General features: G+C 71.8%; 21 protein-coding genes and 1 tRNA gene. 9 read left to right on the plus strand and 13 right to left on the minus strand.

Annotation, left to right across the window (positions count from 1 at the left end):
* The first annotated feature begins 42 nt into the window (after positions 1-42).
* Both KCQ71_RS18655 and KCQ71_RS18660 read left to right on the plus strand, forming a co-directional pair.
* The gene (locus KCQ71_RS18655; protein ID WP_223408701.1) at positions 43-798 is read left to right on the plus strand and encodes a hypothetical protein; all 756 of its coding nucleotides are present in this window, start codon (positions 43-45) and stop codon (positions 796-798) included.
* Between the two features lie 60 nt (positions 799-858).
* Positions 859-1,236, plus strand: a complete 378-nt coding sequence (locus KCQ71_RS18660) for a VOC family protein (protein WP_223408703.1) — start codon at positions 859-861, stop codon at positions 1,234-1,236.
* Between the two features lie 9 nt (positions 1,237-1,245).
* Here the strand turns inward: KCQ71_RS18660 and KCQ71_RS18665 are convergent, their stop codons facing one another.
* Together KCQ71_RS18665 and KCQ71_RS18670 are read right to left on the minus strand one after the other, a co-directional pair.
* Positions 1,246-2,055 carry an MBL fold metallo-hydrolase gene (locus tag KCQ71_RS18665; protein ID WP_223408705.1) on the minus strand — a complete coding sequence of 270 codons (810 nt, stop codon included), beginning with the start codon at positions 2,053-2,055 and terminating at the stop codon, positions 1,246-1,248.
* A 17-nt stretch (positions 2,056-2,072) separates the two neighbouring features.
* The gene (locus KCQ71_RS18670; RefSeq protein WP_223408707.1) at positions 2,073-2,981 is read right to left on the minus strand and encodes a phosphotransferase enzyme family protein; all 909 of its coding nucleotides are present in this window, start codon (positions 2,979-2,981) and stop codon (positions 2,073-2,075) included.
* A gap of 159 nt (positions 2,982-3,140) precedes the next feature.
* Here KCQ71_RS18670 and KCQ71_RS18675 point away from each other — a divergent pair, with 159 nt between their 5' ends.
* A complete protein-coding gene (locus KCQ71_RS18675; RefSeq protein ID WP_223408709.1) occupies positions 3,141-3,554 on the plus strand; it encodes a YciI family protein in 414 nt (137 codons plus the stop codon).
* Entirely contained in the window at positions 3,551-4,732 is a 1,182-nt protein-coding gene (locus KCQ71_RS18680; RefSeq protein ID WP_223408711.1) for an RNA polymerase sigma factor, read from the plus strand. The genes KCQ71_RS18675 and KCQ71_RS18680 overlap by 4 nt, the downstream gene beginning before the upstream one ends.
* A 44-nt stretch (positions 4,733-4,776) precedes the next feature.
* Here the strand turns inward: KCQ71_RS18680 and KCQ71_RS18685 are convergent, their stop codons facing one another.
* From KCQ71_RS18685 to KCQ71_RS18705, 5 genes are all read right to left on the minus strand, one after another.
* Positions 4,777-5,253: an LppA family lipoprotein gene (locus KCQ71_RS18685; protein ID WP_223408713.1), complete on the minus strand. Its 477-nt coding sequence runs from the start codon at positions 5,251-5,253 to the stop codon at positions 4,777-4,779.
* 11 nt (positions 5,254-5,264) lie between these two features.
* On the minus strand, positions 5,265-6,911 hold the full coding sequence (locus tag KCQ71_RS18690) for an alpha/beta hydrolase (RefSeq protein ID WP_223408780.1): 1,647 nt from the start codon (positions 6,909-6,911) through the stop codon (positions 5,265-5,267).
* A gap of 11 nt (positions 6,912-6,922) precedes the next feature.
* A complete protein-coding gene (locus tag KCQ71_RS18695; RefSeq protein WP_223408715.1) occupies positions 6,923-7,231 on the minus strand; it encodes a hypothetical protein in 309 nt (102 codons plus the stop codon).
* A 153-nt stretch (positions 7,232-7,384) separates the two neighbouring features.
* The gene (locus KCQ71_RS18700; protein WP_223408717.1) at positions 7,385-8,914 is read right to left on the minus strand and encodes a hypothetical protein; all 1,530 of its coding nucleotides are present in this window, start codon (positions 8,912-8,914) and stop codon (positions 7,385-7,387) included.
* A gap of 125 nt (positions 8,915-9,039) precedes the next feature.
* Positions 9,040-10,113: a hypothetical protein gene (locus KCQ71_RS18705; protein ID WP_223408719.1), complete on the minus strand. Its 1,074-nt coding sequence runs from the start codon at positions 10,111-10,113 to the stop codon at positions 9,040-9,042.
* Positions 10,114-10,311: 198 nt separating this feature from the next.
* On the opposite strand from KCQ71_RS18705, the gene KCQ71_RS18710 reads away from it, so the two are divergent.
* Positions 10,312-11,046, plus strand: coding sequence for a glycerophosphodiester phosphodiesterase (locus KCQ71_RS18710; protein ID WP_223408782.1), 735 nt, complete (start codon positions 10,312-10,314; stop codon positions 11,044-11,046).
* A gap of 15 nt (positions 11,047-11,061) precedes the next feature.
* Here the strand turns inward: KCQ71_RS18710 and KCQ71_RS18715 are convergent, their stop codons facing one another.
* A complete protein-coding gene (locus KCQ71_RS18715) occupies positions 11,062-11,607 on the minus strand; it encodes a winged helix DNA-binding protein (protein ID WP_223408721.1) in 546 nt (181 codons plus the stop codon).
* Positions 11,608-11,780: 173 nt separating this feature from the next.
* On the opposite strand from KCQ71_RS18715, the gene KCQ71_RS18720 reads away from it, so the two are divergent.
* Positions 11,781-12,989 carry an MFS transporter gene (locus KCQ71_RS18720; protein ID WP_223408723.1) on the plus strand — a complete coding sequence of 403 codons (1,209 nt, stop codon included), beginning with the start codon at positions 11,781-11,783 and terminating at the stop codon, positions 12,987-12,989.
* A gap of 117 nt (positions 12,990-13,106) precedes the next feature.
* On the opposite strand, the gene KCQ71_RS18725 is transcribed toward KCQ71_RS18720, so the two are convergent.
* Complete coding sequence (locus KCQ71_RS18725) at positions 13,107-14,222, minus strand: Gfo/Idh/MocA family protein (RefSeq protein WP_223408725.1); 1,116 nt, start codon at positions 14,220-14,222, stop codon at positions 13,107-13,109.
* Positions 14,219-14,953, minus strand: coding sequence for a sugar phosphate isomerase/epimerase family protein (locus KCQ71_RS18730; protein WP_223408727.1), 735 nt, complete (start codon positions 14,951-14,953; stop codon positions 14,219-14,221). The genes KCQ71_RS18725 and KCQ71_RS18730 overlap by 4 nt, the downstream gene beginning before the upstream one ends.
* A gap of 423 nt (positions 14,954-15,376) precedes the next feature.
* Between KCQ71_RS18730 and KCQ71_RS18735 the strand changes: the two genes are divergently transcribed.
* Positions 15,377-15,643 (plus strand): GlsB/YeaQ/YmgE family stress response membrane protein, encoded by a 267-nt coding sequence (locus tag KCQ71_RS18735; RefSeq protein WP_223408729.1) that lies wholly within the window; start codon positions 15,377-15,379, stop codon positions 15,641-15,643.
* 58 nt (positions 15,644-15,701) lie between these two features.
* On the opposite strand, the gene KCQ71_RS18740 is transcribed toward KCQ71_RS18735, so the two are convergent.
* The 3 genes from KCQ71_RS18740 to KCQ71_RS18750 all read right to left on the minus strand — a co-directional run bounded on the left by KCQ71_RS18740 (position 15,702) and on the right by KCQ71_RS18750 (position 18,915).
* Positions 15,702-17,699, minus strand: a complete 1,998-nt coding sequence (locus KCQ71_RS18740) for a CLIPPER-2 domain-containing protein (protein WP_223408731.1) — start codon at positions 17,697-17,699, stop codon at positions 15,702-15,704.
* 117 nt (positions 17,700-17,816) lie between these two features.
* Complete coding sequence (locus KCQ71_RS18745) at positions 17,817-18,728, minus strand: GNAT family N-acetyltransferase (protein ID WP_223408733.1); 912 nt, start codon at positions 18,726-18,728, stop codon at positions 17,817-17,819.
* Positions 18,729-18,842: 114 nt separating this feature from the next.
* A tRNA-Arg gene (locus tag KCQ71_RS18750) sits at positions 18,843-18,915 on the minus strand.
* 172 nt (positions 18,916-19,087) lie between these two features.
* Between KCQ71_RS18750 and KCQ71_RS18755 the strand changes: the two genes are divergently transcribed.
* Both KCQ71_RS18755 and KCQ71_RS18760 read left to right on the plus strand, forming a co-directional pair.
* Positions 19,088-19,990: an ABC transporter ATP-binding protein gene (locus KCQ71_RS18755; RefSeq protein ID WP_223408734.1), complete on the plus strand. Its 903-nt coding sequence runs from the start codon at positions 19,088-19,090 to the stop codon at positions 19,988-19,990.
* Positions 19,987-21,312 carry an FtsX-like permease family protein gene (locus KCQ71_RS18760; protein WP_223408736.1) on the plus strand — a complete coding sequence of 442 codons (1,326 nt, stop codon included), beginning with the start codon at positions 19,987-19,989 and terminating at the stop codon, positions 21,310-21,312. Before KCQ71_RS18755 ends, KCQ71_RS18760 begins: the two co-directional genes overlap by 4 nt.
* Positions 21,313-21,340: the final 28 nt, after the last annotated feature.

Genomic DNA, 21,340 nt, shown 5'->3' on the forward strand with positions numbered 1-21,340 from the left:
TAACCATGCCTAGCCCCGGCGCGTCGGTGCCAGACTGGACCGATGATTCCCATGGGCGCCTCCGATCCGGACAAGGTCGTGGGCGAGAGCTACGCCGGTGTGTACCTCGCGGCCACGCGGGACGCGGTCGCCACCGCCCTGGCCGAGGCAGCCTTCACCGGGTTCGTCGGGCCGCAGGAGGGCGACTGGGTGCTCGCCGTCGCGACGAACGCACGGGGCACCGTCGCCGCCGGCAAGCGAACCCTCGACGCCCTTGCCCGCGACCTGGCGGGCGGCCTCGGCGTCGTCGCGGTCGCCGTCGAGGTTGATCGGGACAAGCGGCTGCGACTCTGGGCCTTCGAGGCAGGCGAGCGGATCGGCCACTTCGACAGCGCCCCCGAGGATGACGATGACCTCGCCCTCGGTCAGATCCCGCTGGACGAGTTCGGCGATCCACTGCCGGAGGCGATGCTCGCACTCGGCGGCTCCGGCGCGCAGAGTGCCGCCGAGCTCGTCCGGGTCTGCGTGAGCCCTGGGGCTTCCGATGGCGAGGAGTCCGACCCGGCCGAGGAGCTCGAGGAACTCCTGGACGAGGAGCTGACCGAGAGCGAGAGCGAGTCGGACCGGGTGCGCTCGGCGCTGCGGCTGCTCACGCTGCCGACCTGGCTGATCGCGTCCGCCTCGCTGCCGCGGGACGTGCCCGGCGGCCCGCGCGCCGGTCAGGTACTCCATCTGCGCGCCGGGCGGACCGGCGTGGCGGGCCTGACCCTCGGGGCACTCTCGGAGCGGACCCGCCGGAAGTTCAAGCCGGACGCCTGAGCCCCTCGCTGCTGGTTCGATCGCGAGGGCGATGTCGCACCCTCCTCGTACGCTCTGCGGATGACCACGACTGCGGCGATCACCCTCGGGGCCTTCAACATGGAGGCTGAGGACCCAACCGTGCTCGCCGCGTTCTGGGCCGAACTTCTCGGCAGCACGCCGAACGAGGCACGCGGCAACGTCTATCTCGAACCGGGACCCGGGGGTTTCGGGATGTTCATCAGGCCCGCCAACGGCCCGCGCCCGGACCGGCAGGGCGCCCACCTGGATCTGACCGTCGCCTGGGGCAGCCGCACCGCCGAGGTGGCGCGCGCCATCGCCCTCGGTGCGACGCATCGCTGGGACGTCCTCGACGAGGTTCCGTGGGTGCAGTGGTCCACCCTCGCCGACCCCGAGGGCAACCTCTTCTGCCTCGCCGAGCACCCGCCGAAGGATTGATCCGTTGACTCAGTCCGACTCCGGGTCCAGCCCGAGGTACGCGAACTGCGCCTGCACGATCCGCGCGCAGGCCGCGGCCAGTTTCGGGTCCTGATCGCCGTAGACGGCGCGCACCACTCCGGTGACGCCTTCGGCGCCCTGCCCGACGGCGGCACGCACCTGGTCGAGCCGGTCCAGCCGGTGCTGGTGTACTCCGGCCACGAACGCTCCGGGCTCGGTGATCAGCGGGCCGTGCCCGGGAGCGATCCGGGAGACCAGGCCGGCGTCCACGTCCGCGGCGATCGCGGCGAGGGTTTCCAGGTAGGCGCCGAGATCACCGTCGGGCCACATGATCACCGTGGTGCCTCGGCCCAGCAGGGTGTCGCCGGACAGCAGCAGCGCCTCGGCGGGCAGGCGCAACAGCACCGAGTCCGCCGTGTGCCCCGGCGCGAGGCGCACCACCACCTCGAGCCCTCCGAATGCGACCCGCTCTCCGTCCGTGAACGCCGCGCCGCGTCCGGCTCCCCGGACGGGCGCGCCCGTGAGGTCGGCGAGGCGGTCGGCGGCGCCGGTGTGATCGAGGTGGTGGTGGGTGAGCCAGATCTCGGCGACCCGGCCACCGTCGGCCTCGGCGCGGGTGCGGACCCGGTCGAGGTGTGTGAGGTGCTCCGGGTAGGCGGGGTCGGCGGGATCGAGCGGCCCGGGGTCGACCACCAGGACCTCCGTACTGCCGGGCTCGCGCAGCAGGTACGTGTTCGTGCCCTCCAGCGTCATCGGGCCTGGGTTCTCACACCTGAGGAGTTCGACCCGGTCCGTGATCCGTGCGCCGTGCTCCGTCACTGCCACTCCAGTTCTCGCTACGAGCCCGCATTGCGCAGGTACGCCACCCAACTGTGGCACTGATCGACCCGCCGCAGGCCCAGCTCCGGCGCGGCCCACATGAGGACGCCCGCGGCGTCGACGATGCCCACCAGATCGAGCGCGACCGGCAGCAGGCGACGCTCCGCCGCGGTGAGTTCCCGGGTGCGGTCGTAGCCCGCCACGACGGCGTCGGCCAGGTCGCGCGGCAGGCGCCGGTCATCGCGGTCGAGCGCCAGGTACTGCAGGGCCCGGGCGAGGTCGAGGACGAGCGGTCCCTGGTTGAGTTCGTCGAAGTCGAGGACCGCGGTCACCGCACCGCCGGCGACCAGCAGGTTGTGGCGGTGCAGGTCGTGGTGGAGCGGGCCGGTCGGCAACTCGCCCAGGTGGGCCAGGTCGGCTCCATGGTCGTCGAGGAAACGTCGCATCTGCGCGTGCCACTCGGCGACGCCGTCGAGGTCGGGCCGTGACGCCAGGGCCCGGTCGATGAGGCCGAGGCGGTCGATCGTTGCGATCCGCGCGTCGGCCCATCCGACGGTGAGTTGGTGCATGCGGCCCAGCAGTTCACCCATCCGCTCGGCCAGCGGCTCCGTGACCGTCTCGGGCACCTCGCCCGGCGCCAGGGCGAACACAGCGACCGGGGACCCGGCGAGCACGAGAACCTCTCCGCCACGGCTTCGGAGCGGTGCCGGCGTCGGGTACCCGTGTTCCGCCAGGAAGGAGACCAACCGCAGCTCGGCCCGGACCTTCTCGGGGCCGGAGTACCGGTACGCGCGCAGGACCACCTCGCCGCCGTCGGTGCCGATGCGGAGGTTGCGGTTGTCCTCGCCGCCGACGAGCGGGACGGCGGGGCCGGTGGCGCGCAGATCGTACTCGGCCAGGATGGCGGATACGTCGAGGTCCGGCACGATCCACGCCGCCTTTCGGTTCCGGTTGTGGTGGTCGTTGGGAGGCTAACCGAACCGTCCAGCAGAATTCGGCGCCCGGACGATGTCGAGAACCGGCGCGGGGTTCCGTCCCAGGGGTGAGGGCAGCCACAATGGCCGCCACGAACCAGGAGGACTCCCATGGCCAAGTACCTGTTGCTCAAGCACTACCGCGGCGGACCGAAGCAGATGCCCAACGCCGAGGCGCCGATGGAACAGTGGACGCCACAGGAGGTCACCGACCACATCGCGTTCATGGACCGGATGGAGGAGGACCTGCGCGAGCGCGGCGAGTGGGTCAGCGGCGCCGCGCTCTTGCCGGAGGGCGCGTTCGTCCGGTACGACGGCGAGGGTCGGCCGCCGGTGACTGACGGGCCCTTCGCGGAGACGAAGGATCTGATCGCCGGGTGGATGATGATCGACGTGGACACGCTCGAGCAGGCGCAGGAGAAGGCCGCGTACCTGTCCTCGGCGCCGGGGCCTGGCGGCCTGCCGCTCCAGGAATGGATCGAGGTCAGGCCGTTGTACGGCAATCCGCCGATCGTGACCGAATGACCGCGCCACCGGCGGCGAGGGACGCGTCCGAGGCGCCGGCCGGCTCCGACGACCTGCTCAAGGCACTCGGCCCGCAGGTGCTCGCCGTCCTCGTCCGCCGCGGTGTCGAGTTCGCGGCGGCCGAGGACGCCGTGCAAGAGGCCCTGTTCGAGGCCGTCCAGCGCTGGCCCGACGGTCGGCCCGACGACCCGAAGGGCTGGCTCGTCACGGTGGCGTGGCGCAAGCATCTCGACGTGCTGCGCTCGGAGGCGGCCCGCCGCCGCCGGGAGCTGATCGACCACGCCCAGCCACCGGCCGGACCGGCCGAGACCGGCGACGACACCCTGCTCCTGCTGTTCCTGTGCTGCCATCGCGACCTGACGCCGTCGTCCGCGGTGGCCCTGACGCTCCGCGCGGTCGGTGGCCTGACCACCCGGCAGATCGCCGAGGCCTACCTCGTGCCCGAGGCGACCATGGCGCAGCGGATCAGCCGCGCCAAGCGGACGGTCGCCGCGCAGGGTGTGCAGGGGCCGGGCGACCTCGGCCGGGTGCTGCGGGTGCTGTACCTGATCTTCAACGAGGGGTACGGCGGGGACGTCGACCTGGCCGCCGAGGCGATCCGGCTCACCCGCCAACTCGCGGGGGGAACGCGGGACCCGGAGGCCGCCGGGTTGCTCGCGCTGATGCTGCTGCACCACGCCCGCCGGGCGTCCCGGTTCACCGCCGACGGCGCGCTCGTACCGCTGGCGGAGCAGGACCGGTCCCGTTGGGACGCCGTCCGGATCGCGGAGGGGATCGGGATCCTGCAGAAGGCGCTCGCCCGGGACCAGGTAGGTGAGTTCCAGGCCCAGGCCGCGATCGCGGCGCTGCATGCGGACGCCCAGCGGGCCGAGGAGACGGACTGGACGCAGATCCTCGGTTGGTATGACGAACTGCTCGCGCTCACCGACAGCCCCGTCGTGGCGCTGAACCGGGTGGTCGCGCTCGGGGAGGCCGACGGCCCGCTCGCCGGGCTCCGCGCACTCGAGCAGGTACCGGCGGACGTCCCCCGGCGCACGGCCGTGTCGGCGTACCTGCACGAGCGGGCGGGCGAGGCGCACACGGCCCGCGAGGAGTACCTGGCGGCGGCGCGGCTCGCCACGAGCGCTGCCGAGCGTGGTCACCTCACCCGGCAGGCGGCGCGGCTTCGCGACGTGTGAGCGGCCCCCGCGGGAGCGAACCCCCGAGTCGCTCCCGCGGAAGGTCAGGTCGGCTGCTGATCGGCCGGTTCCGGTGGGTGTTCCCACCGGTGCGGTCCGGTTCGCAGGGTCAGGATGGTGTTGGTGGCCATCCCGAACGTGTAGCGGCCGCCGTGGGCGTCGACGCCGAAGATCTCCAGGTCACCCGGGCGGTCCACTGTGATGCCGCCGTCGGTGAAGTGGTGCCGGCGCCCCACCTCGGCGACGAGCCGAGCGGCGCCGTGCCAGGCGTCGACGGCGTAGGTGCCCTCGAAGGACCAGGTCACCAGGCCGACCTGCTCGGCCGCGGGGTCCGCACCACCGACCCGTGACCGACGCAGGCCGGGCGAGTTCGGCGACTCCCGCCAGGCCCGCTCCCCCAGCGCCCCGGCGAGTGCGGACACCATTTCCTCGCGCATCGCGGTGTAGTCGGTCAGCACCTGCTCCATGGTCGGGGCAGGTCCGGGGGACGCGGCGGGCTGCGCCGGAGTCGTCGGGGTCATCGGTTCATCCATCAGTAGGTCCACGGCAGCGGCCAGGAGAGGATGTCGCCGAAGCCGCGGGTGTCCCCTTCCACGGTCTGTTCGGGCACCCCGGCGACGATGGATGCCATGTTGTGCTGGCTCATCGACCCCTGGGTCAGATAGTCGCTGTGGCCGACGGACTCGCGGTACTCGACGCCACCGGTGGAGCCGTCCTCGGTGCTGAGGCCGGTCATCCCGTCGATGTAGGAGGGGTCGATACCGAACGGTCCCAGGCCACCGACGTCGGCGACGGCGTCCCGGCGGGCCTCGAGCCGGTACACGTGCCCGTCGGAGACGTCGAGGTCGTCGATGTGCGAGGTGCCGATGCCGGGTGAGCCGAACAGGATCGCGTCATCGACACCGGTCTGCTCCTGTAGCGCCAGGCCCGTGGTGAGCGAGCCGTAGGAGTGCCCAAGCGCGGTCAGGTGCGGATCGGCGTCGCGAGAGGCGTCGAGGCCGTTGTAGAAGGAGGCCAGGTTGCCGGCGCCGGCCTCGGCCGGGGCACGTGAGGCCACGGACGAGCCCGGGTCGAGCACGTTGTCCCACTGTGGCGCCTCGTAGCCGAGCCAGCTCACGGCTGCGACCGTACCGCCGGCTCCGTACTTGTCCGACTGCGCGGCGGCCTCCTCGACGAGGTTCGCCATCTGGCTGTCGTAGCCGGCCATGTCCCCCGCCACGGTGGTGGTGAAGCCGGGTGTGAAGACGGCGACGTGGTCGGCGGTGTCGACGTCCCCGTACGCGATCGCGGCCATCAGCTGGTCCTCGCCGGTGATGTCGAGCACGAGCAGCTGCCGGTTGCCGAGTTCGAGCGTGTCCTCGACGGCGTCGAGTCCGTCGAGCTTCTCGGTGAGGGTCTGGGCGAGTCCCTTGTCCCCTGCGTCCTGCGCGGCAGCGAGCTGGCCGGTCAGGTCGGCCCGGTAGTCGTCGATGAGCTCCCGGTTGGCCTCGTCGCGGGCCCAGGCCGGGATGCCGTCGGTGTTCCCGATCCACTCGGGGTGCTCGCGGATCACGGAGGCCTGATCATCCTCGGTCAGTCCCTCCCACCACGAGTTGAGGTCGTGATCGCTGCCGCCCGTCGGCGGCTCGAGCACGCCGCGTTGCCCACCCGCGGTCCCAGTGGCCGCAGCCTGCCCGAGCGAGGACGTTCCGCCGTCGACCCCGCTCGCTGCGCTACGCAGCGCGGCCGCGAGCGAGGTGTCCGCGTGGCCCGCGTTGCGTAGGGCCTGTTCGATCTTGTCGACGATCTCGTCGCGGATCGCGCGCCGGTCGGCGACCTCCTGGTCGTCGGTGAGGGTGTCCCGGTTGTCCGTGACCCTGCCGGTCGTGGAGATACTGAACCCGTTGGCGGAGGCGACGGCCAGCGCCTCGTCGAGTTCGACCCGTGCGCGGGTGACCGCGTCGACGGCGATGTCGAGGGCTGCGGCCACTTGTGCCACCTCGGCGACGAGGTCTGCCAGGGATTCGCGCAGCGTGGTGTGCGAGGCGACGGCCGCCTCTCGCGACTCGGAGACCCAGGTCGACGGCGGGGCACCGTCGTCCATCTCGTCCTGGAGGGCGACGAGGGTACGGCGGCGCTGGACCATCGCGTCGGCGACGAGGCCGAGCGTGTCCGGGCGCCAGGACCGCACCTGGGACATCGTCACCATGGTCAGTGTGTCCCCAGCGACGGACCGATGGCGTTGAAGTTGGCGGCGCCCTCGCCGTCCTGCTCCTCGTACGCCTGAGCACTGACGCCCATGGCCTCGATCTGGTTCTGCGCGGCGCTGTCCCACGCGCGGAACCGTCGCTTCCAGGCCGTGGCCAGTTCCCCGGCCGCACGCGCGCTCTCGGCGCCGGGGAGCGCTGACGTCACGGTCGCGAGATCGTCGGCCGCGCGCACGGAGGCGACGCCGTCGCGCGCCTCCTCGAGCCGGGCGCCGGCCGCAGCGACGTCGGCAGGCACTACCTCGACACTCACCACCAAGGACTCCCCTACGTATTGACCCCGGTCCCCACCGCGCGGGGCACTGATGCACCGTAGCGGCGTCGGGATGACTGACGCGATGGCCAGAGGTACCCATGACCGAGCCGCGGCCGTGGACCTACACCACGGCCGCGACCGGTCAACGGGTCAGCGGTCGGCGAACCTCCGCAGTCCCACAAGCAGGCCACCGAGCATCATCAGAGCCAGGGCGAGTCCAGCAACGGATGCGGCGGCGTCCGGTCCGGTCTCCGCGAGCGAACCGCCGGCCTCGGTCGGTGCCGGGCCGGAGGCCGGCGACGGCGTCAAGCCGGTCGGAGCACTCGGCACCGGTCCCTGCGGTGACCGCCCGCCGGGCTGGCCGGGCGTCGCCGGTCTCGTCGGATCCGTGGGATCGGTCGGGTCCGTGGGATCCGTGGGATCCGTGGGATCGGTCGGGTCCGTGGGATCCGTGGGATCGGTCGGGTCCGTGGGATCGGTCGGATCCGTGGGATCCGTGGGATCCGTGGGATCCGTCGGAACCGTGGTCCCGGCGGCGCAGGTCGTGCTCGCGTCGCCAAGTACCCCGGCCGAGATGCACCCGACGTCAACCGGCACGGTGACCGGCGCGGTCACGGTGGTTCCAGAGATCACGTCAGTCACGAGAGACACCAAGCCCGACGAGGGCGGTGTGCCCTCACCGGAACCGGTGTCCACGGTGACCGGACCAGCGGCCGGTGCGGCCGCCGTCGAGCATTCCGCGGAGGCATCGCCGAGCACTGCGACGCTATTGCAGCTGACGTTCACCGGGACCGTGACGGGTGCCGTCACCGTGTTGTCCGCGACCACATCGGACACCAACCCGTCCGCGGCCGCGTCACCGCCACCGGTCGCCACATCCACCGGAGACGAAGCCGCCTCCTCCTGCCCCTGCGAGGAAGAGACGTCCGCATCACCCAAGACGCCCACCGCGATATCACCCACAGACACCGGTATCGAGATCGGCGCCGTCACCGTGTTGTCCGCGACCACATCGGACACCAGCCCGTCCGCGGCCGCGTCACCGCCACCGGTCGCCACATCCACCGGAGACGAAGCCGCCTCCTCCTGCCCCTGCGAGGAAGAGACGTCCGCATCACCCAAGACGCCCACCGCGATATCACCCACAGACACCGGGATCGAGATCGGCGCCGTCACCGTGTTGTCCGCCGCGACATCCTCGACCAGCGAGTCGCCGTTGTCCGACGACACCGCATCGACCTCCACAGGCTGCGCCGGTGGTGGCGCTGCTTGCGTGGTACTCACGGCGGAGTCGCCGCCGACACCGAGCGCGATGTCGCCGATCGTGATTGGGATGGAGATCGGCGCCGTCACCGTGTTGTCCGCCGCGACATCCTCGACCAGCGAGTCGCCGTTGTCCGACGACACCGCAACGACCTCCACAGGCTGCGCCGGTGGTGGCGCTGCTTGCGTGGTACTCACGGCGGAGTCGCCGCCGACACCGAGCGCGATGTCGCCGATCGTGATTGGGATCGAGATCGGCGCCGTCACCGTGTTGTCCGCGACGACGTCCGTGAGGAGGTCACCGCCGATGGTCTCGGAGACGGCGGACGTCAGTTCCTCCACGAGGCCGAAGTCCACGAGGTCACCCTCCGCCGCCTGCGCGGCCCCTGCGCCGGCGATCACGAGACCGCCTGTCACCACTAACGTGCGTAATGCAGTTCTGAAAATGGCATGCATGAGTTCCACTCCTGTCGAATGACCTGAAATGCCCGAATTGAAACCGGGTTTAGCGCGGCCGTGAGCAAGGGCTCACGGGGCTCAGATCATCCAGGCGAGACAGGAATGTCGAACGGCTCGGCAGTGACCCGCGGAGTCAGGTCCGCGGGGCGCACTGCACCCAACGCGACCGGCCGCGGCACATCAGTGCCGTGCGTGGGTGTGGCATCAGCCGGGCGGGGCTGCCCGGTGGTCGGAATCGGCGCGTTCTGCTGGCCGGTGTCGCTGCCGTACGGGGGTACTGGCGCCGGGGCTGGGTCGCCCTGGTTCTCCGCCCGGTCGGCGCTGAACGCCGCCGTGGCATCGGCTGCCCTGACCACCCAGCCGAACTCGGAGGTGATCTCGAGCAGACGACCGGGCGCCGGCGCGCCCACCAGGGTGGCGGCCAGCTCCGGCAGCCCGGTGTCCGCGAGGGCACCGGGTTCCGGCTCATCGGTGCCGGGAACTGTGCCGGCCGGCCGGGCGTCACCGGGCGGATCCGCGCCCGCCACGGGACCGCCCCCGGCACCCGGTGGGTTCGCGCCCGGCTCAGACGGCTCCGGTGGCACACCTGGCCCAGCCGGGTCCGCCGGGTCTGATGGCCCGGATCCACCGGACTGCGGCGGGATCACGGCGTCCACGGCGGGACTCACGAGGTCCACGACGTCACCGACGACTCCACCGGTGACCGGCTCGACAAGATCGAGCACCGGGTCCAGGACCTCCTGCCGGACCGGATCCAGGACCGGGTCCAGGATGGGGCGGAGCGGCTCGGTCACCTCGGTGATCAAAGGGGCGACGGCGTCGAGCACCGGGGCGGTCACCGGGGCAACGATGTGGTCGACCACCGGGTCCGTCACCGGGGCCACCTCATCCAGGATCGGCGTCGTAAGAGGTGCCACCACCTCGGCGACGAGCGGCTCGGTCACCGGGGCGACGACGTCCTGCACGAGGCCAAGGGTCGAGGCGAGCAGACCGTTCGGCGCCTCCGACTCCGGGCCGGGCGCCTCCCCCGTGGCAGCGACGGCGACCCCAGCGCCGATCACGACCCCCGCGGCAGCGGTGCCGAGAGTCAGGAGCCCGCGCCGCAACCAGCGCGCCACGATGCCAGGTGTGGCACCGGTCGCCGGACGTGCGTGCATCGCTGGAATCCCCCATGGCTCAGAATGCTTTGTTCAGACTCTGGCACACCCGCGTCATTTCCACCAGCGGCTGGGGCAGATCAATTCCTGGAAACCGGCTCCGCGTCCCCGGTGAACGTTTCCCCAACCACCGGTGAGCGTTCCTGTCCGTCGCCGCGCCGGCCGTAGCCGGCGATTAGGCTGTGTCCCGTGCCAACAATGACGCGCCCACTGATCATCGCCCACCGCGGTAACTCCTCGGTCGCCCCCGAGAACACCCTGCCCGCGTTCGAGTCGGCCGTGCTCGCCGGTGCGGACATGATCGAGATCGACGTACAGGTCTCCGAGGACGGCATCGGCATCGTCATCCACGACGCCACGGTGGACCGCACCACCGACGGCGCCGGCCCGGTCGCGGCGCTGCGGAGCACAGAGGTGCGCCACCTCGACGCCGGCTCGTGGTTCGCGCCGGCCTACGTCGGTACCGCGCTGCCGGTGTTCGCGGACGTGGTCGAGCTACTGCTGCGCCACCCGGACGCGGGGCTGCTGCTCGAGCTCAAGGGCGACTGGCCGCTCGAACCGACCAACCGGCTGCTCGCCGAGGTCGACGAGGCAGGCATCGCCGACCGTGTCCTGGCGCAGGGCTTCTCCGTCGAGATGCTGCGTACCCTGCAGGAGGTCGCCCCCGACCTTCGCCGCGGGCTGCTCATCAGCGAGTTCGACGACACCACCCTGGCCATCGGGGCAGACCTCGGGGTTGTGGCCCTGAATCCGCCGGCGACGTTGGTCATCGAGCGACCGGACGTGCTGACCGCGATCCACGACGCCGGCCTCGAGGCCCATGTGTGGACGCCCAACGACGCCGAGCTGTGGGCGCCGCTGGTCGAGGCGGGCGTCGACGGCATCATCACCGACCGTCCCGACCGGCTCGTGGGCTGGTTGAGCGCCCGCTGACGCGCCGCGAGGCGCTCAGGCCTCGATGGTTCGAAGGTGCGTGGGACCCGCCGCCGCGTCGAAGTCCGTGATCGCGTTCCCGTGCTCGAGGACGTCGGCGACCACCTTGAGCGTCCGGTTCAGGTCCTGCGTCTGCTCGCCCCCGAGCGTGCGGGCGAGCGCGTCGACGATCCGGATCTGAACCGCCTCGGCCTGCTCCAGTGCCGCGGTGCCGATCGGGGTGACGTGCACGAGCGCCGGCTCGCCGGAGGTGTCCGCCGGGTGGGCGTGTCGGTTGAGCAGACCCCGCGCCACGAGCGCCTTCACGGTCACCTCGGCGGCCTCCGGGAGCTGCCCGGTGACCGCGGCGATCGCCCGTGGGTGCTCGGCGCCGTCCTCGACCGCGACGAGGACCTGAAGCTCCCCCGCACGGACCCCGGTGACGGACTCGATCCGGTGTGTGAGTGCCATCCCAGCCTGCCCGATCCGGCCGAGCACATCGGTGAGACCGAGTATCCCGGTCAGAGAACTCGCCGGAACCATCCCTCGAACGTCGGACCGGACCTGTGCCAGGGCATCCACGTGCACTCCTCATGTCGTTCTGTTCCCGCGATCGCTCGCGTCGACGCGGTCGCCCGCGCCTCCAAAGCTCTACACATCCCCCAACGCCCGGCCCCGGCCCTTCGTTCCGACCGCCCAGATCGCGAGATGGACCGAAGCCACAAGGTGGCCGAGAACCGTCTACGGTCACCGTCATGTCCTCCGATCGTCCGAAGCCGCAGCCCGGACGACGCGGCCCGATGGAGGTCCTGCGCGGCCGACCCGGCTGGTTGTTGGCCGCCGGGGTCGCCCTCGTGGGCGTCAACATGCGCACCCCGATCACCTCCCTGGCTGCGGTCCTGCCGGAGATCCGGGCCGATCTGGGCCTTGGCCCGACGGCCGCCGGCCTACTCACCAGCCTCCCGGTCGCCTGCTATGCGGTCGGAGCACCGATCGTCGCCGCCACGGTGCGCCGGTTCGGGGTGGACCGCACCATCATCACCGGACTGCTCGTGATCGCCGTGCTGACCGCGATCCGTCCGTGGGGCCCGGCGTGGGCACTCCTCGCGGGCACGGCCGTGGTCGGTCTGGCCATCACGTCCGGAAACGTGTTGCTGCCGGTGGTCGTCCGGCGGGACTTCCCCAGGCGCCAGGGCCCGATGATCGCTGTCTCGACGTCCTCGCTCACCGGTGGTGCGGCGATCGCAGCCGCCCTGACGGTGCCCCTCGCACTCTGGCTCGGCTGGCGGGCCGCGCTCGCCTCCTGGGCCGTGCTGGCGGTGGCCGCTGCCGTGATCTGGGCGCGACTGCCGCGTCCCGCGGAGCCGGCGACGCCCGTCGGGCAGCCTGTGCGCAGGCCGTGGTCGACGCCTGCGGTGTGGGTGCTGGCGGCGTACTTCGGCATGCAGTCGGGCCTGTTCTACGGGCTCACGGCGTGGCTGCCGAGTCTGTTGCCGGAGGTTGCCGGGACGGACCTCACCACCGCCGGCGCCGCGACGTCCGCCTATCAGCTGACCGGGATCCTCGGCACCCTGACCGCGCCGCTCATGGCGTCGAGCGTCCGCGCCCGCCGCACCATGACCGGCCTCGTGGGAAGCACCTGGCTGATCGCCATCGGCGGCCTGTTGCTGATGCCGGGCGCGTTCTGGGTCTGGTGCGTGGTGGCCGGGTACGCGCAGGGGGCCACGTTCGCCCTTGGGATGACGCTCGTGACGATGCGTTCGGCGAGCGTCGCCCAGGTCCGCGGGGTATCGGCGATGACCCAGACCGTCGGCTACTCCATCGGTGCTCTCGCCCCGGTCGCCGTCGGGGCGTTGTTCGCCGCGACCGGGACCTGGACCGCATCCCTCGGACTGCTGCTCGCGATGAGCGTGGTGATCGTGGTGACCGGCACGATCGCGGGCTCGCGCAAGCCTCTGGGCTGAACGGCTCGAGCGGTCCGGGAATCGCACGGCGGGTGCGCCGACCGCCTCGCCGAGCCGAAGGGCCCGGTCCGCGACAGTCGCGGACCGGGCCCTTCGTATGTTGGTGGACCGGGTGGTTCAGAGGGTCGGAGCTGCCGGGTCCCAGTCCTCCGACAGGGGCGCGGGAGCCGCAGCCGAGCTCTCGAGCTCCACCGGCTTGTGCCACAGTGCCGACTCGGCGATCGAGATCATCGCGTCCAGCACGTGGAAGGCCAGCTCGCCGGACGCCCGCTCGGGCACCCCGGCCCGGATCGCCCGGGCCAGTTCGAGCGCCCCGCTCCCGCGGCCGAAGGTCGAGCCGACCGGCGGGACCTCGACGGCCTCGTCGGCTCCGGGCAGCCAGAGGTGACCGGAATCGTCGAAGGTGTTCGGGTTCGGCACCTCCAGCGTGCCCGTGGTGCCCGCGACCTCGATCAGGGTGCGCTTGCGGACCGACTCGAAACTGAACGTCGTCTGCGCGGCGGCACCGCCGACGAACTCGATCAGTGCGCCGTGGTGCGTCGGCACGTTCACTGGGAACTCCGTGCCGGCCTTGGGACCGGATCCGATCACCCGGGTGGTTCGCGCCGTCGACGACGTGGCGCTGACCCGGGCGATCGGCCCGAGCAACTGAACCAACGCCGTCAGGTAGTACGGGCCGATGTCGAACAGCGGACCGGCGCCCAGGTCGTAGAGGAACTCCGGGCTCGGGTGCCAGGACTCCGGGCCGGGGCTCTGGAGTAGCACCAGACCGTTCAGCGGCGTGCCGATCCGGCCCTCGAGGAGCGTTCGCTGCGCCGTCTGGAGTCCGGCGCCGAGGATCGTGTCCGGAGCGCAGGAGACCCGCAGCCCCGCAGCCGCGGCGGAGTCGAGCAGGCGGCGGCCGGACTCGCGGTCCAGTGCCAGCGGCTTCTCGCTCCACTGGTGCTTGCCCGCGGCGATGATCTGCTCGCCCACCGCGACATGCACGGCCGGGATGGTCAGGTTGATCACGATCTCGATCGCGTCGACCGCGAGCAGCTCGGCCACGGTCCCGCTGCCGGGCACGCCGAACTCCTCGGCCTTCGCCCGGGCCCGCTCCACGTCCAGATCCGCGACGAACAGGACCTCGAGGTCCGCGAACTGCGTGAGGTTGGTCAGGTACTGCGTGCTGATCACACCGGCACCGATGATGCCGACGCCGACTCGCCCGGTGCGCACCTGGGCCTCGCTCATGCCTGCGCCTTCAGCCACGCGAGGCTCTGCGCGAGACCGTCGAATACGTCGCCGTCGAAATCGTCGAACTCGATGACCCGCAGCGCCTCCGGCGCCGCGGCGAGGATCTCGGCGACCGGCACCACACCCTGCCCGGCGGGCAGCTGGGCCTTGGTGTCGCGGGTGGCCGGGCCGTCCTTGACATGGATGTGCGTGACCTTGTCACCGAGGCGACGGAGCAGGCCGGGTGCGGCTACGCCACCGACCTCGGCCCAGTACGTGTCCACCTCGAGGGTCACGCCGTCGTCGAGCGCGGCGGCGAAGATCTCCAGGCCCGGGGTGCCGTCGACGGAGGCGACCTCCCACCAGTGGTTGTGGTAGCCGACCTCGAGGCCGCGATCGGCCGCCTGCTTGGCGATCTCGTTCAGGCGAGCGGCACTGGCCTCGATGAGCTCGCGGGTGGCCCACTGCTCCTCGGGAATGGACGGATCGATCACGGTGGTCATGCCGAGCGCCGCGGACGCGTCCAGCACGCCCGGGACGTCATCGGAGACGACGAGTCGGGCGTGCCCGGACGGCGCGCGCAGGCCGGCAGCGGCGAGTGCGTCCCGGTGCGCGTCGACGCGGTCGACGTACCCGTAGAGTTCGACGTTCTCGAACCCGAGGTCGGCGATGCGCTGCAGCGCGCCGGGCATGTCTTCCGCCATGGCGTTGCGGATGGAGTACAGCTGAACGGAGATGGCTCCGGGCATGTGAAGGGGCTCCTCGATGAGTGTCCTGATGGATTGACCGCGCGGACAACCCTACACACGCGACGGCCAAAGCGAAACGATTCGATCCCGGTCGGACCGGCCGTCGCGAACGGGCCCTCGATCGACCGCGAGGACGGCAGCTCGGACGGCGGCCTGCGCAGGATGCCCGCCCGTGTCACGACCTCCCGGTTGCGGCTCCGGTCCGAGGGGAGCACGCTTGTGCTGAGAAGCACCGTAAGCATCGTCCCGAAGGCGGAACTGCGGGACGTCGTCGCCGCAGTGCAGGACTGAGGCGACCAAGTTCGGCGCCCGCCCGGACCCTGACCGGCCGCGTCCGCCTCGCGGTGACCCGCCGCACCTCCTGAGTGGCGGCGCGCGCCCGCGCACTCACCTGCCCACCCCTTCAACGAAAGGAACGACCACATGGGATTCATCGGATGGATCGTCCTCGGCCTCATCGCCGGCGCCATCGCGAAGGCGATACTCAAGGACCGCGCCCCGGGCGGCCTGCTCGCGACGCTGATCCTCGGCGTCGTCGGCGCCGCGCTCGGCGGCTGGATCGGCGGAGCGATCTTCGGCGTCGGTCTTGAGGAGTTCTGGAGCATCCAGACCTGGATCGTCGCGATCCTGGGCTCCCTGCTCGTCCTCGTGATCTACGGCGCGGTCGCGGGGCGGGGCAGCCGCCGCTGACCGGTGCACCATGCGAGAAGCCGCCTCACCGGAGTCGGGGAGGCGGCTTCTGGCATCTTCAGCGGCGTGCCAGCCGGCGGGAGAACGCCACGAGCGCAGTGCCGAGAAGGGCTAACGCGGCGGCGAGGCCGGCCGGGCCGGTCGGGTCACTGGCTCCCGTGTCGGCGAGCGGCGGCGGGGGCGGTCCGGCCGACGGCGGTGGCGGTGGCGGCTCGTTCGGCGGGGGCGCCGTCACGCAGGTCGGTGTCCCCGGTGGGTAGGCGACCGTGACCGGTTCGGTCGTCGGGTTCACCTGCACGGTGATCTGCACGTCCGGGCGGGCCCAGGCGTAGGCGTTGGCGGGGTTCTCGAACCAGTCGCCGGACGCGTCCTGGTCCCAGCCGGGCCAGTCGATCCCGACCCCGTCGGGCCCGACCACGGCGCCCGGCCAGAGCACCTCACCGACACCGACCGGCACGGTGACCGACTCGGAGCCGCCGTCACCGGTGAAGGTGATGGTCGCCGTCGCCCCCGGAGCGTTGGTCTGGATGTCGTACCCGAGGTACGGGGCGTCAGCCTCACAGAACGGGGTGACCGTGCCCGTGATCACGTACATCTGGACCGACGCGTCGTTCGTGTCGGTCACGGGCTCGCCGCCACCCTCCGGGTAGCCGGTCACGGTCGCGGTGTTCAGCAGATCCGCGGTGATCGTGGAGTCGTAGGAGTAGACCAACTCCCCACCCGGCTCCAGCGGCACGGTGTCGTCGCCGGACACGAGGGTCATGTCCGCGTCCGTGATGGCGAGGTCGGGATCGTCCAGCTCCACCGGGAACAGGGCGACCTCCCCGGTGTTGATGACCCGGAAGCAGTAGGTCACCGGGGTGTTCGGCTCGCCCGAGACGAGTTCGTCGGTGCCCTCCACGCCGGGGCAGTCCGCGCCGGCGCCGTCGAGCACGGTCTTCTCGAGTGCGATCTCCGGGACCGGGCGTACGAGGGCCGGCAGGATCAGCAGTCCTGCACCGGTCCATGCGCCCGACTCCGGCAGCCCCGGGTTGCCGGCGTTGTCAGCCGGGGACTCGAGCTGGAACGCCGCCCAGGTGGAGCCCGCCGGGATCAACACGTCGAACTGGACGAGGGCCTGCTCGGGGCCGACGTTGCCACCGGAGAACGCCACCACAGGAGCGGTCAGCGCCGGCGCCGGGCAGGTCTGGTTCGGTGGCGTGAACGGGGAGACGACGCCCTCGACCCCGCCGTACGCGGGGTTCGGGAGGCCGTCCGCGTCGACGAGGTCATCGGATTCGGCGGGTGCCGTTGCGGTACCGGTGGCGACCCAGATCGAGGAGACCCGGCAGTCGGTGGTCACGTGGTCCGAGCCTGCCTGCGACGTGCTGAAGGAGGCGGTGTAGTCCTCGGTGAGCGGGTAGCCCCAGTCGTAGACGATCAGGTCGGTCGTGGGCGAGGAGGTGTCGTTGCCGCCGAAGTAGTAGTCGGCGCCGGTCTTCCAGATCACCGTGGCGACGTCGTCGCAGGGTGAGCTGTCATAGACGGCGGTCACCGTGGCACCGCCCCAGCGCGCCTCCGGCAGGTCGATCCCATCGATGGGCGGGGTGATGTTGACCGTGTAGGTCCCGGCCGCGCCCGTTCCGAAGAGGTCCGTGATGTCGGCGACGTAGCCGTACACGATGCTCTCCGGCGTGGTCGGCAGGCCGGTCGCATCCGTCGCCTCGGTTCCTGCGAACGAGTCCGAGTCGGTGCCGCCCGGCCCGCTCACCTCGACGCCGATCGTGGAGTCGGTCGGTGCGGGCATCCAGATCCCGGACCACTCGATGATGACCTGGACCACTGGCCCGGCGACATCGAGGGTCAGGGTCTGCACGTCGGTGGTCTCCTCCATCGCTACCGCGCCGACGTCGTAGGCGAGGCAGCCATCCGGCGGCGGCGTCAGGTCGGTGACGTCCGCGTTCGCGGACGTCGGCCGCATCATCAGCAGAGCCAGCGCGGCTGCCGCCACGAGGAGTACGGCGCGCGCGACTCGGGCCGACACGGTGGCGCGGGGGATGAACAGTGGTGATGGCACGGTGGCCCCTCGGAGGTCGGAAAGTGACTCCGAGACAGTAACGGCAGTCACATCGTCGTGTCTGCGGTTTGCACAAGGGGCTTCATCGGACTGCCCGATCGGGCATTCCGAGGCGTGCTACCCGGAACCCACTCCGCTCCCCTGGCCGGTGATGCTCAGGACGAAGTCGGTCCGGGCGGAGCGGACGGCGAAGCCCACGCCGGCCAGGGTCGCTCGGATCGGCTCGTTGCCGACGGCCACACTCGCGGTCGCGCTCGGCACGCCCGCCGTGGCGGTGGCGGCGAGCATCGCGCTCGCAAGGGCCGTGCCCACTCCCCGGCGGCGGGCGCTGGGCGCCACCCCGAGGTAGCCGAGGCACCAGTCCTCGGGGAAGGCCATGATGGCGACGACACCGTCCAGCCCGTCCGGCCCACGATGGGCCAGCCACGGTGGACCATCGGGTCGCGCCATCATGTCCCGGTACACGACGGCGGCGATCGTCGCGCCGAGCGCCGCCACCTGATCCCGGTCGTAGCCGTCCAGGCTCTGCGCCATCGCGGCGGCCATGACCGCAACCACCTCGGGGTCCGACGGGTCGATCTCGGCGATGCCGTCACCGCGGACCGAGGCCGACGGCGGCACCTCCAACTCCAGGCGGTCGTCATCGACCGCCCAGCCGGCGGCCGCCAGCGCAGCGCGTTTCGCGCGCGGCGCGCCCTCGTCGGCGTCGACGACCGTGACGAGCACCCGCCCGAGCCCGCTGGACCGCGCGGCTGCAGCGACGCCGTCGAACAGCACGCCGTAGACCCGCTCGAGATCGGAGCGGCCGGGAACGATCTGGAACGCATAGGCCAGGCTCGCGCCGTCCTCGTGGGTGAAGATTCCGACCCTGGCCATGTCGGTGTCGTCGGCGGCGTCCATGGCGACGAGCAGGTGCTCGGGGCGGACCGAGCCGCGGGCGAGGTTGCGCTGCAGGCGGTCGAGGTCGGCGGTCGGCTCCGGGGCGAGGGCGCTGAAGCGCTCTGGCGTGGCCGTTTCGATGCGGATCATCCGAGCCACCCTCGGGGCACCGCTCGGGGCACGTCAAGGCGATTGATCTCGGTCGGGCTCGTGCGTGGAAGACAAAAGACCCGCTGGATTCCGTGGAATCCAGCGGGTCTGCTGCGCGCCCGGAGGGACTCGAACCCCCAACCTCCTGATCCGTAGTCAGGTGCTCTATCCATTAAGCTACGGGCGCTCACGGTCACGAGGACCGACGGTCACTCTACCCGCTCTTCGCCGCTGGTTTCCAATCGGGGCATCAGACTGTGGGCGGACTCACCCTGACGACCACCGGTGGACCCGGGCGCACCCAGGACTCCCCCGGGGACCGATGCCGTGGCACGGGTGCAGGCGAGAGGCTGGTTTCCATGACCTCACGAACCCCTCTCACCGCGCACACCCTGGTGAAGACCTACGGCTCCGCCGGCACCGGAACCACCGCACTCGCCGGCGTCGACCTGAGCATCGCGCCGGGCGAGTCGGTGGCCATCATGGGCCCGTCCGGATCCGGCAAGACCACCCTGCTGCATTGCCTTGCTGGCGTGCTCCCGGCGACGTCCGGGCAGGTCGTCTGGGCCGGCCAGGACCTCTCCTCGATGTCCGAGCGCGCCCGCACCGGCCTGCGCCGCACCGATTTCGGCTTCGTCTTCCAGTCCGGGCAGCTGCTCCCTGAACTGCCGGCCGACGAGAACGCCGCGCTGCCGCTGATGCTCGCCGGCACCCCCCGTGCGCAGGCGACCGACACCGCCCGACGGTGGCTCGCCTACCTCGGCCTCGGCGGCATGGAGTCGCGCCGGCCCGGTGAGCTCTCCGGCGGTCAGGCGCAGCGGGTCGCGATCGCCCGCGCGCTGGTCGGCTCCCCCGGCGTGGTGTTCGCCGACGAGCCGACCGGTGCCCTGGACCAGCAGACCGGCCACGAGGTGCTCGGTGTGCTCACCGAGGCCACCCGCGCCACCGGCGCTGCGCTCGTCATCGTCACCCACGACCCGGGGGTCGCCCGGTGGTGCTCGCGCACCGTGCACATGCGGGACGGCCGGATCGTGTCCGAGGACCGGACGCCCGCCGCGCAGCCCGCCACGCCCCCCACGCAGCCGGCCGCGCCGGCGACACAGTCCGCGCCGCAGGCCGCACCCGCCCAGCCCGGCGCCCCGGTGGCGCCCGGCCCGTGGCCGGCACCCCCGCCCGCACCCACCGCACCGTACGGACCGAACGGCACCTCCGCCGTCGGCGGCACGAACCTGCCCGACGGCGTCACGGTGGTGCCACGATGAAGGCCGCCCTGGACATGTGGTTGCTGCTGCGCGGGCGCAGCGCGGGCCGGTCCGACCCGCAACGGTTGACGAGCGTGCTCGCCGTTCTTGCGTTCGCGGTGACGACCGCCGTCGTCCTGCTCGTGGTCGGCGGCTTCGCCGCCTTCGCCGAGCGCGCGACCGTGGACGTCGGTCCGAACTCCGACGGGGGCTTCTACGTCACCCTCGCGGGAACCGCCACGATCCTGCTGATGGTGCCGCTCGCGACGCTCGGCGGCGCCGCCGCCCGGCTCGCCGTGGCCCGCCGGGACGAGCGCCTGGCCGCGCTGCGACTGGCCGGCGCCACCACCGGCCAGGTCTCACTGATGACCATGCTCGACGCGGCCGCGCAGGCACTGGCCGGCGCGCTGATCGGCGTTGCCGGGTCGTTCCTGCTGATCCTGACCGTGCTGCCGCTGCAGTTCCAGGGCCGGTCCTTCAGTTACGCCGAGCTCGTCGCGCCCTGGTGGGTGTACCCGACGGCGGTGCTTGCCGTGACGCTGGTGGCGCTCCTGTCGGCCGGGGCGAGCCTACGGAAGGTGGCGATCACCCCGCTCGGGGTCGCCGCGCGGACCACCCCGAACCCGTTGCACTGGTCCCGGCTGGTGCCGATCCTGCTGTTCGCGGTCGTGTTCGTCGTGCTCTGGAACACGGGCCTGGCCGGCATCATCGTGATCGTCATGGTGGTCGCGGGCGGGTTCGCGATGCTGAACCTGCTCGGACCGTGGGTGATGTCGGTGGTCGGGCGGATCGTGGTGCGCCGGACCAAGGACGTGGCCACCCTGATCGCCGCCCGCCGCCTCGTGGACTCCCCGAAGACCGCGTGGCGCAGCGTGGGCGGGATCGCCCTGGCGACGTTCATCGCGGGCCTGGCGGCCGCCGTCGCCATGTTCGACCCCGCCACCGCGAGCAACAGCGCCGACGCCACCCTGTACCGGGACATGGCCACCGGCGGCTTCCTCACCCTCGCGATCGCGGGCGTCGTGGCGGCCGTGTCCACCGGTGTGATGCAGGCCGGGCGGGTCATCGATCAGGGTGGCGAGTACCGGGCCCTGCACCTGGCCGGGACCGACCTGCGGGTCATGGACGCCGCCCGGCTGCGGGAGACGTCGATCCCGCTGGCCGCCGCTGTCGGCGTGGCCACCGCCGGGGCGTTGCTGTTCATGGTCCCGGCACTCGGGTACGCGTTCCTGACCGCGACGCCGGTGCTGCTGCAGTTCGTGCTCAGCGTGGCCGCCGCGTGCGCACTCGTGCTGCTCGGCACGCTCGCATCACGTCGGGTGGTGCGGACGGTGCTGGCCTGAGTCGCGGTCACCACTCGTCGAGGTAGTC

Source organism: Occultella gossypii, from assembly GCF_019947135.1.
In the GTDB taxonomy this organism is placed as follows: domain Bacteria; phylum Actinomycetota; class Actinomycetes; order Actinomycetales; family Beutenbergiaceae; genus Occultella; species Occultella gossypii.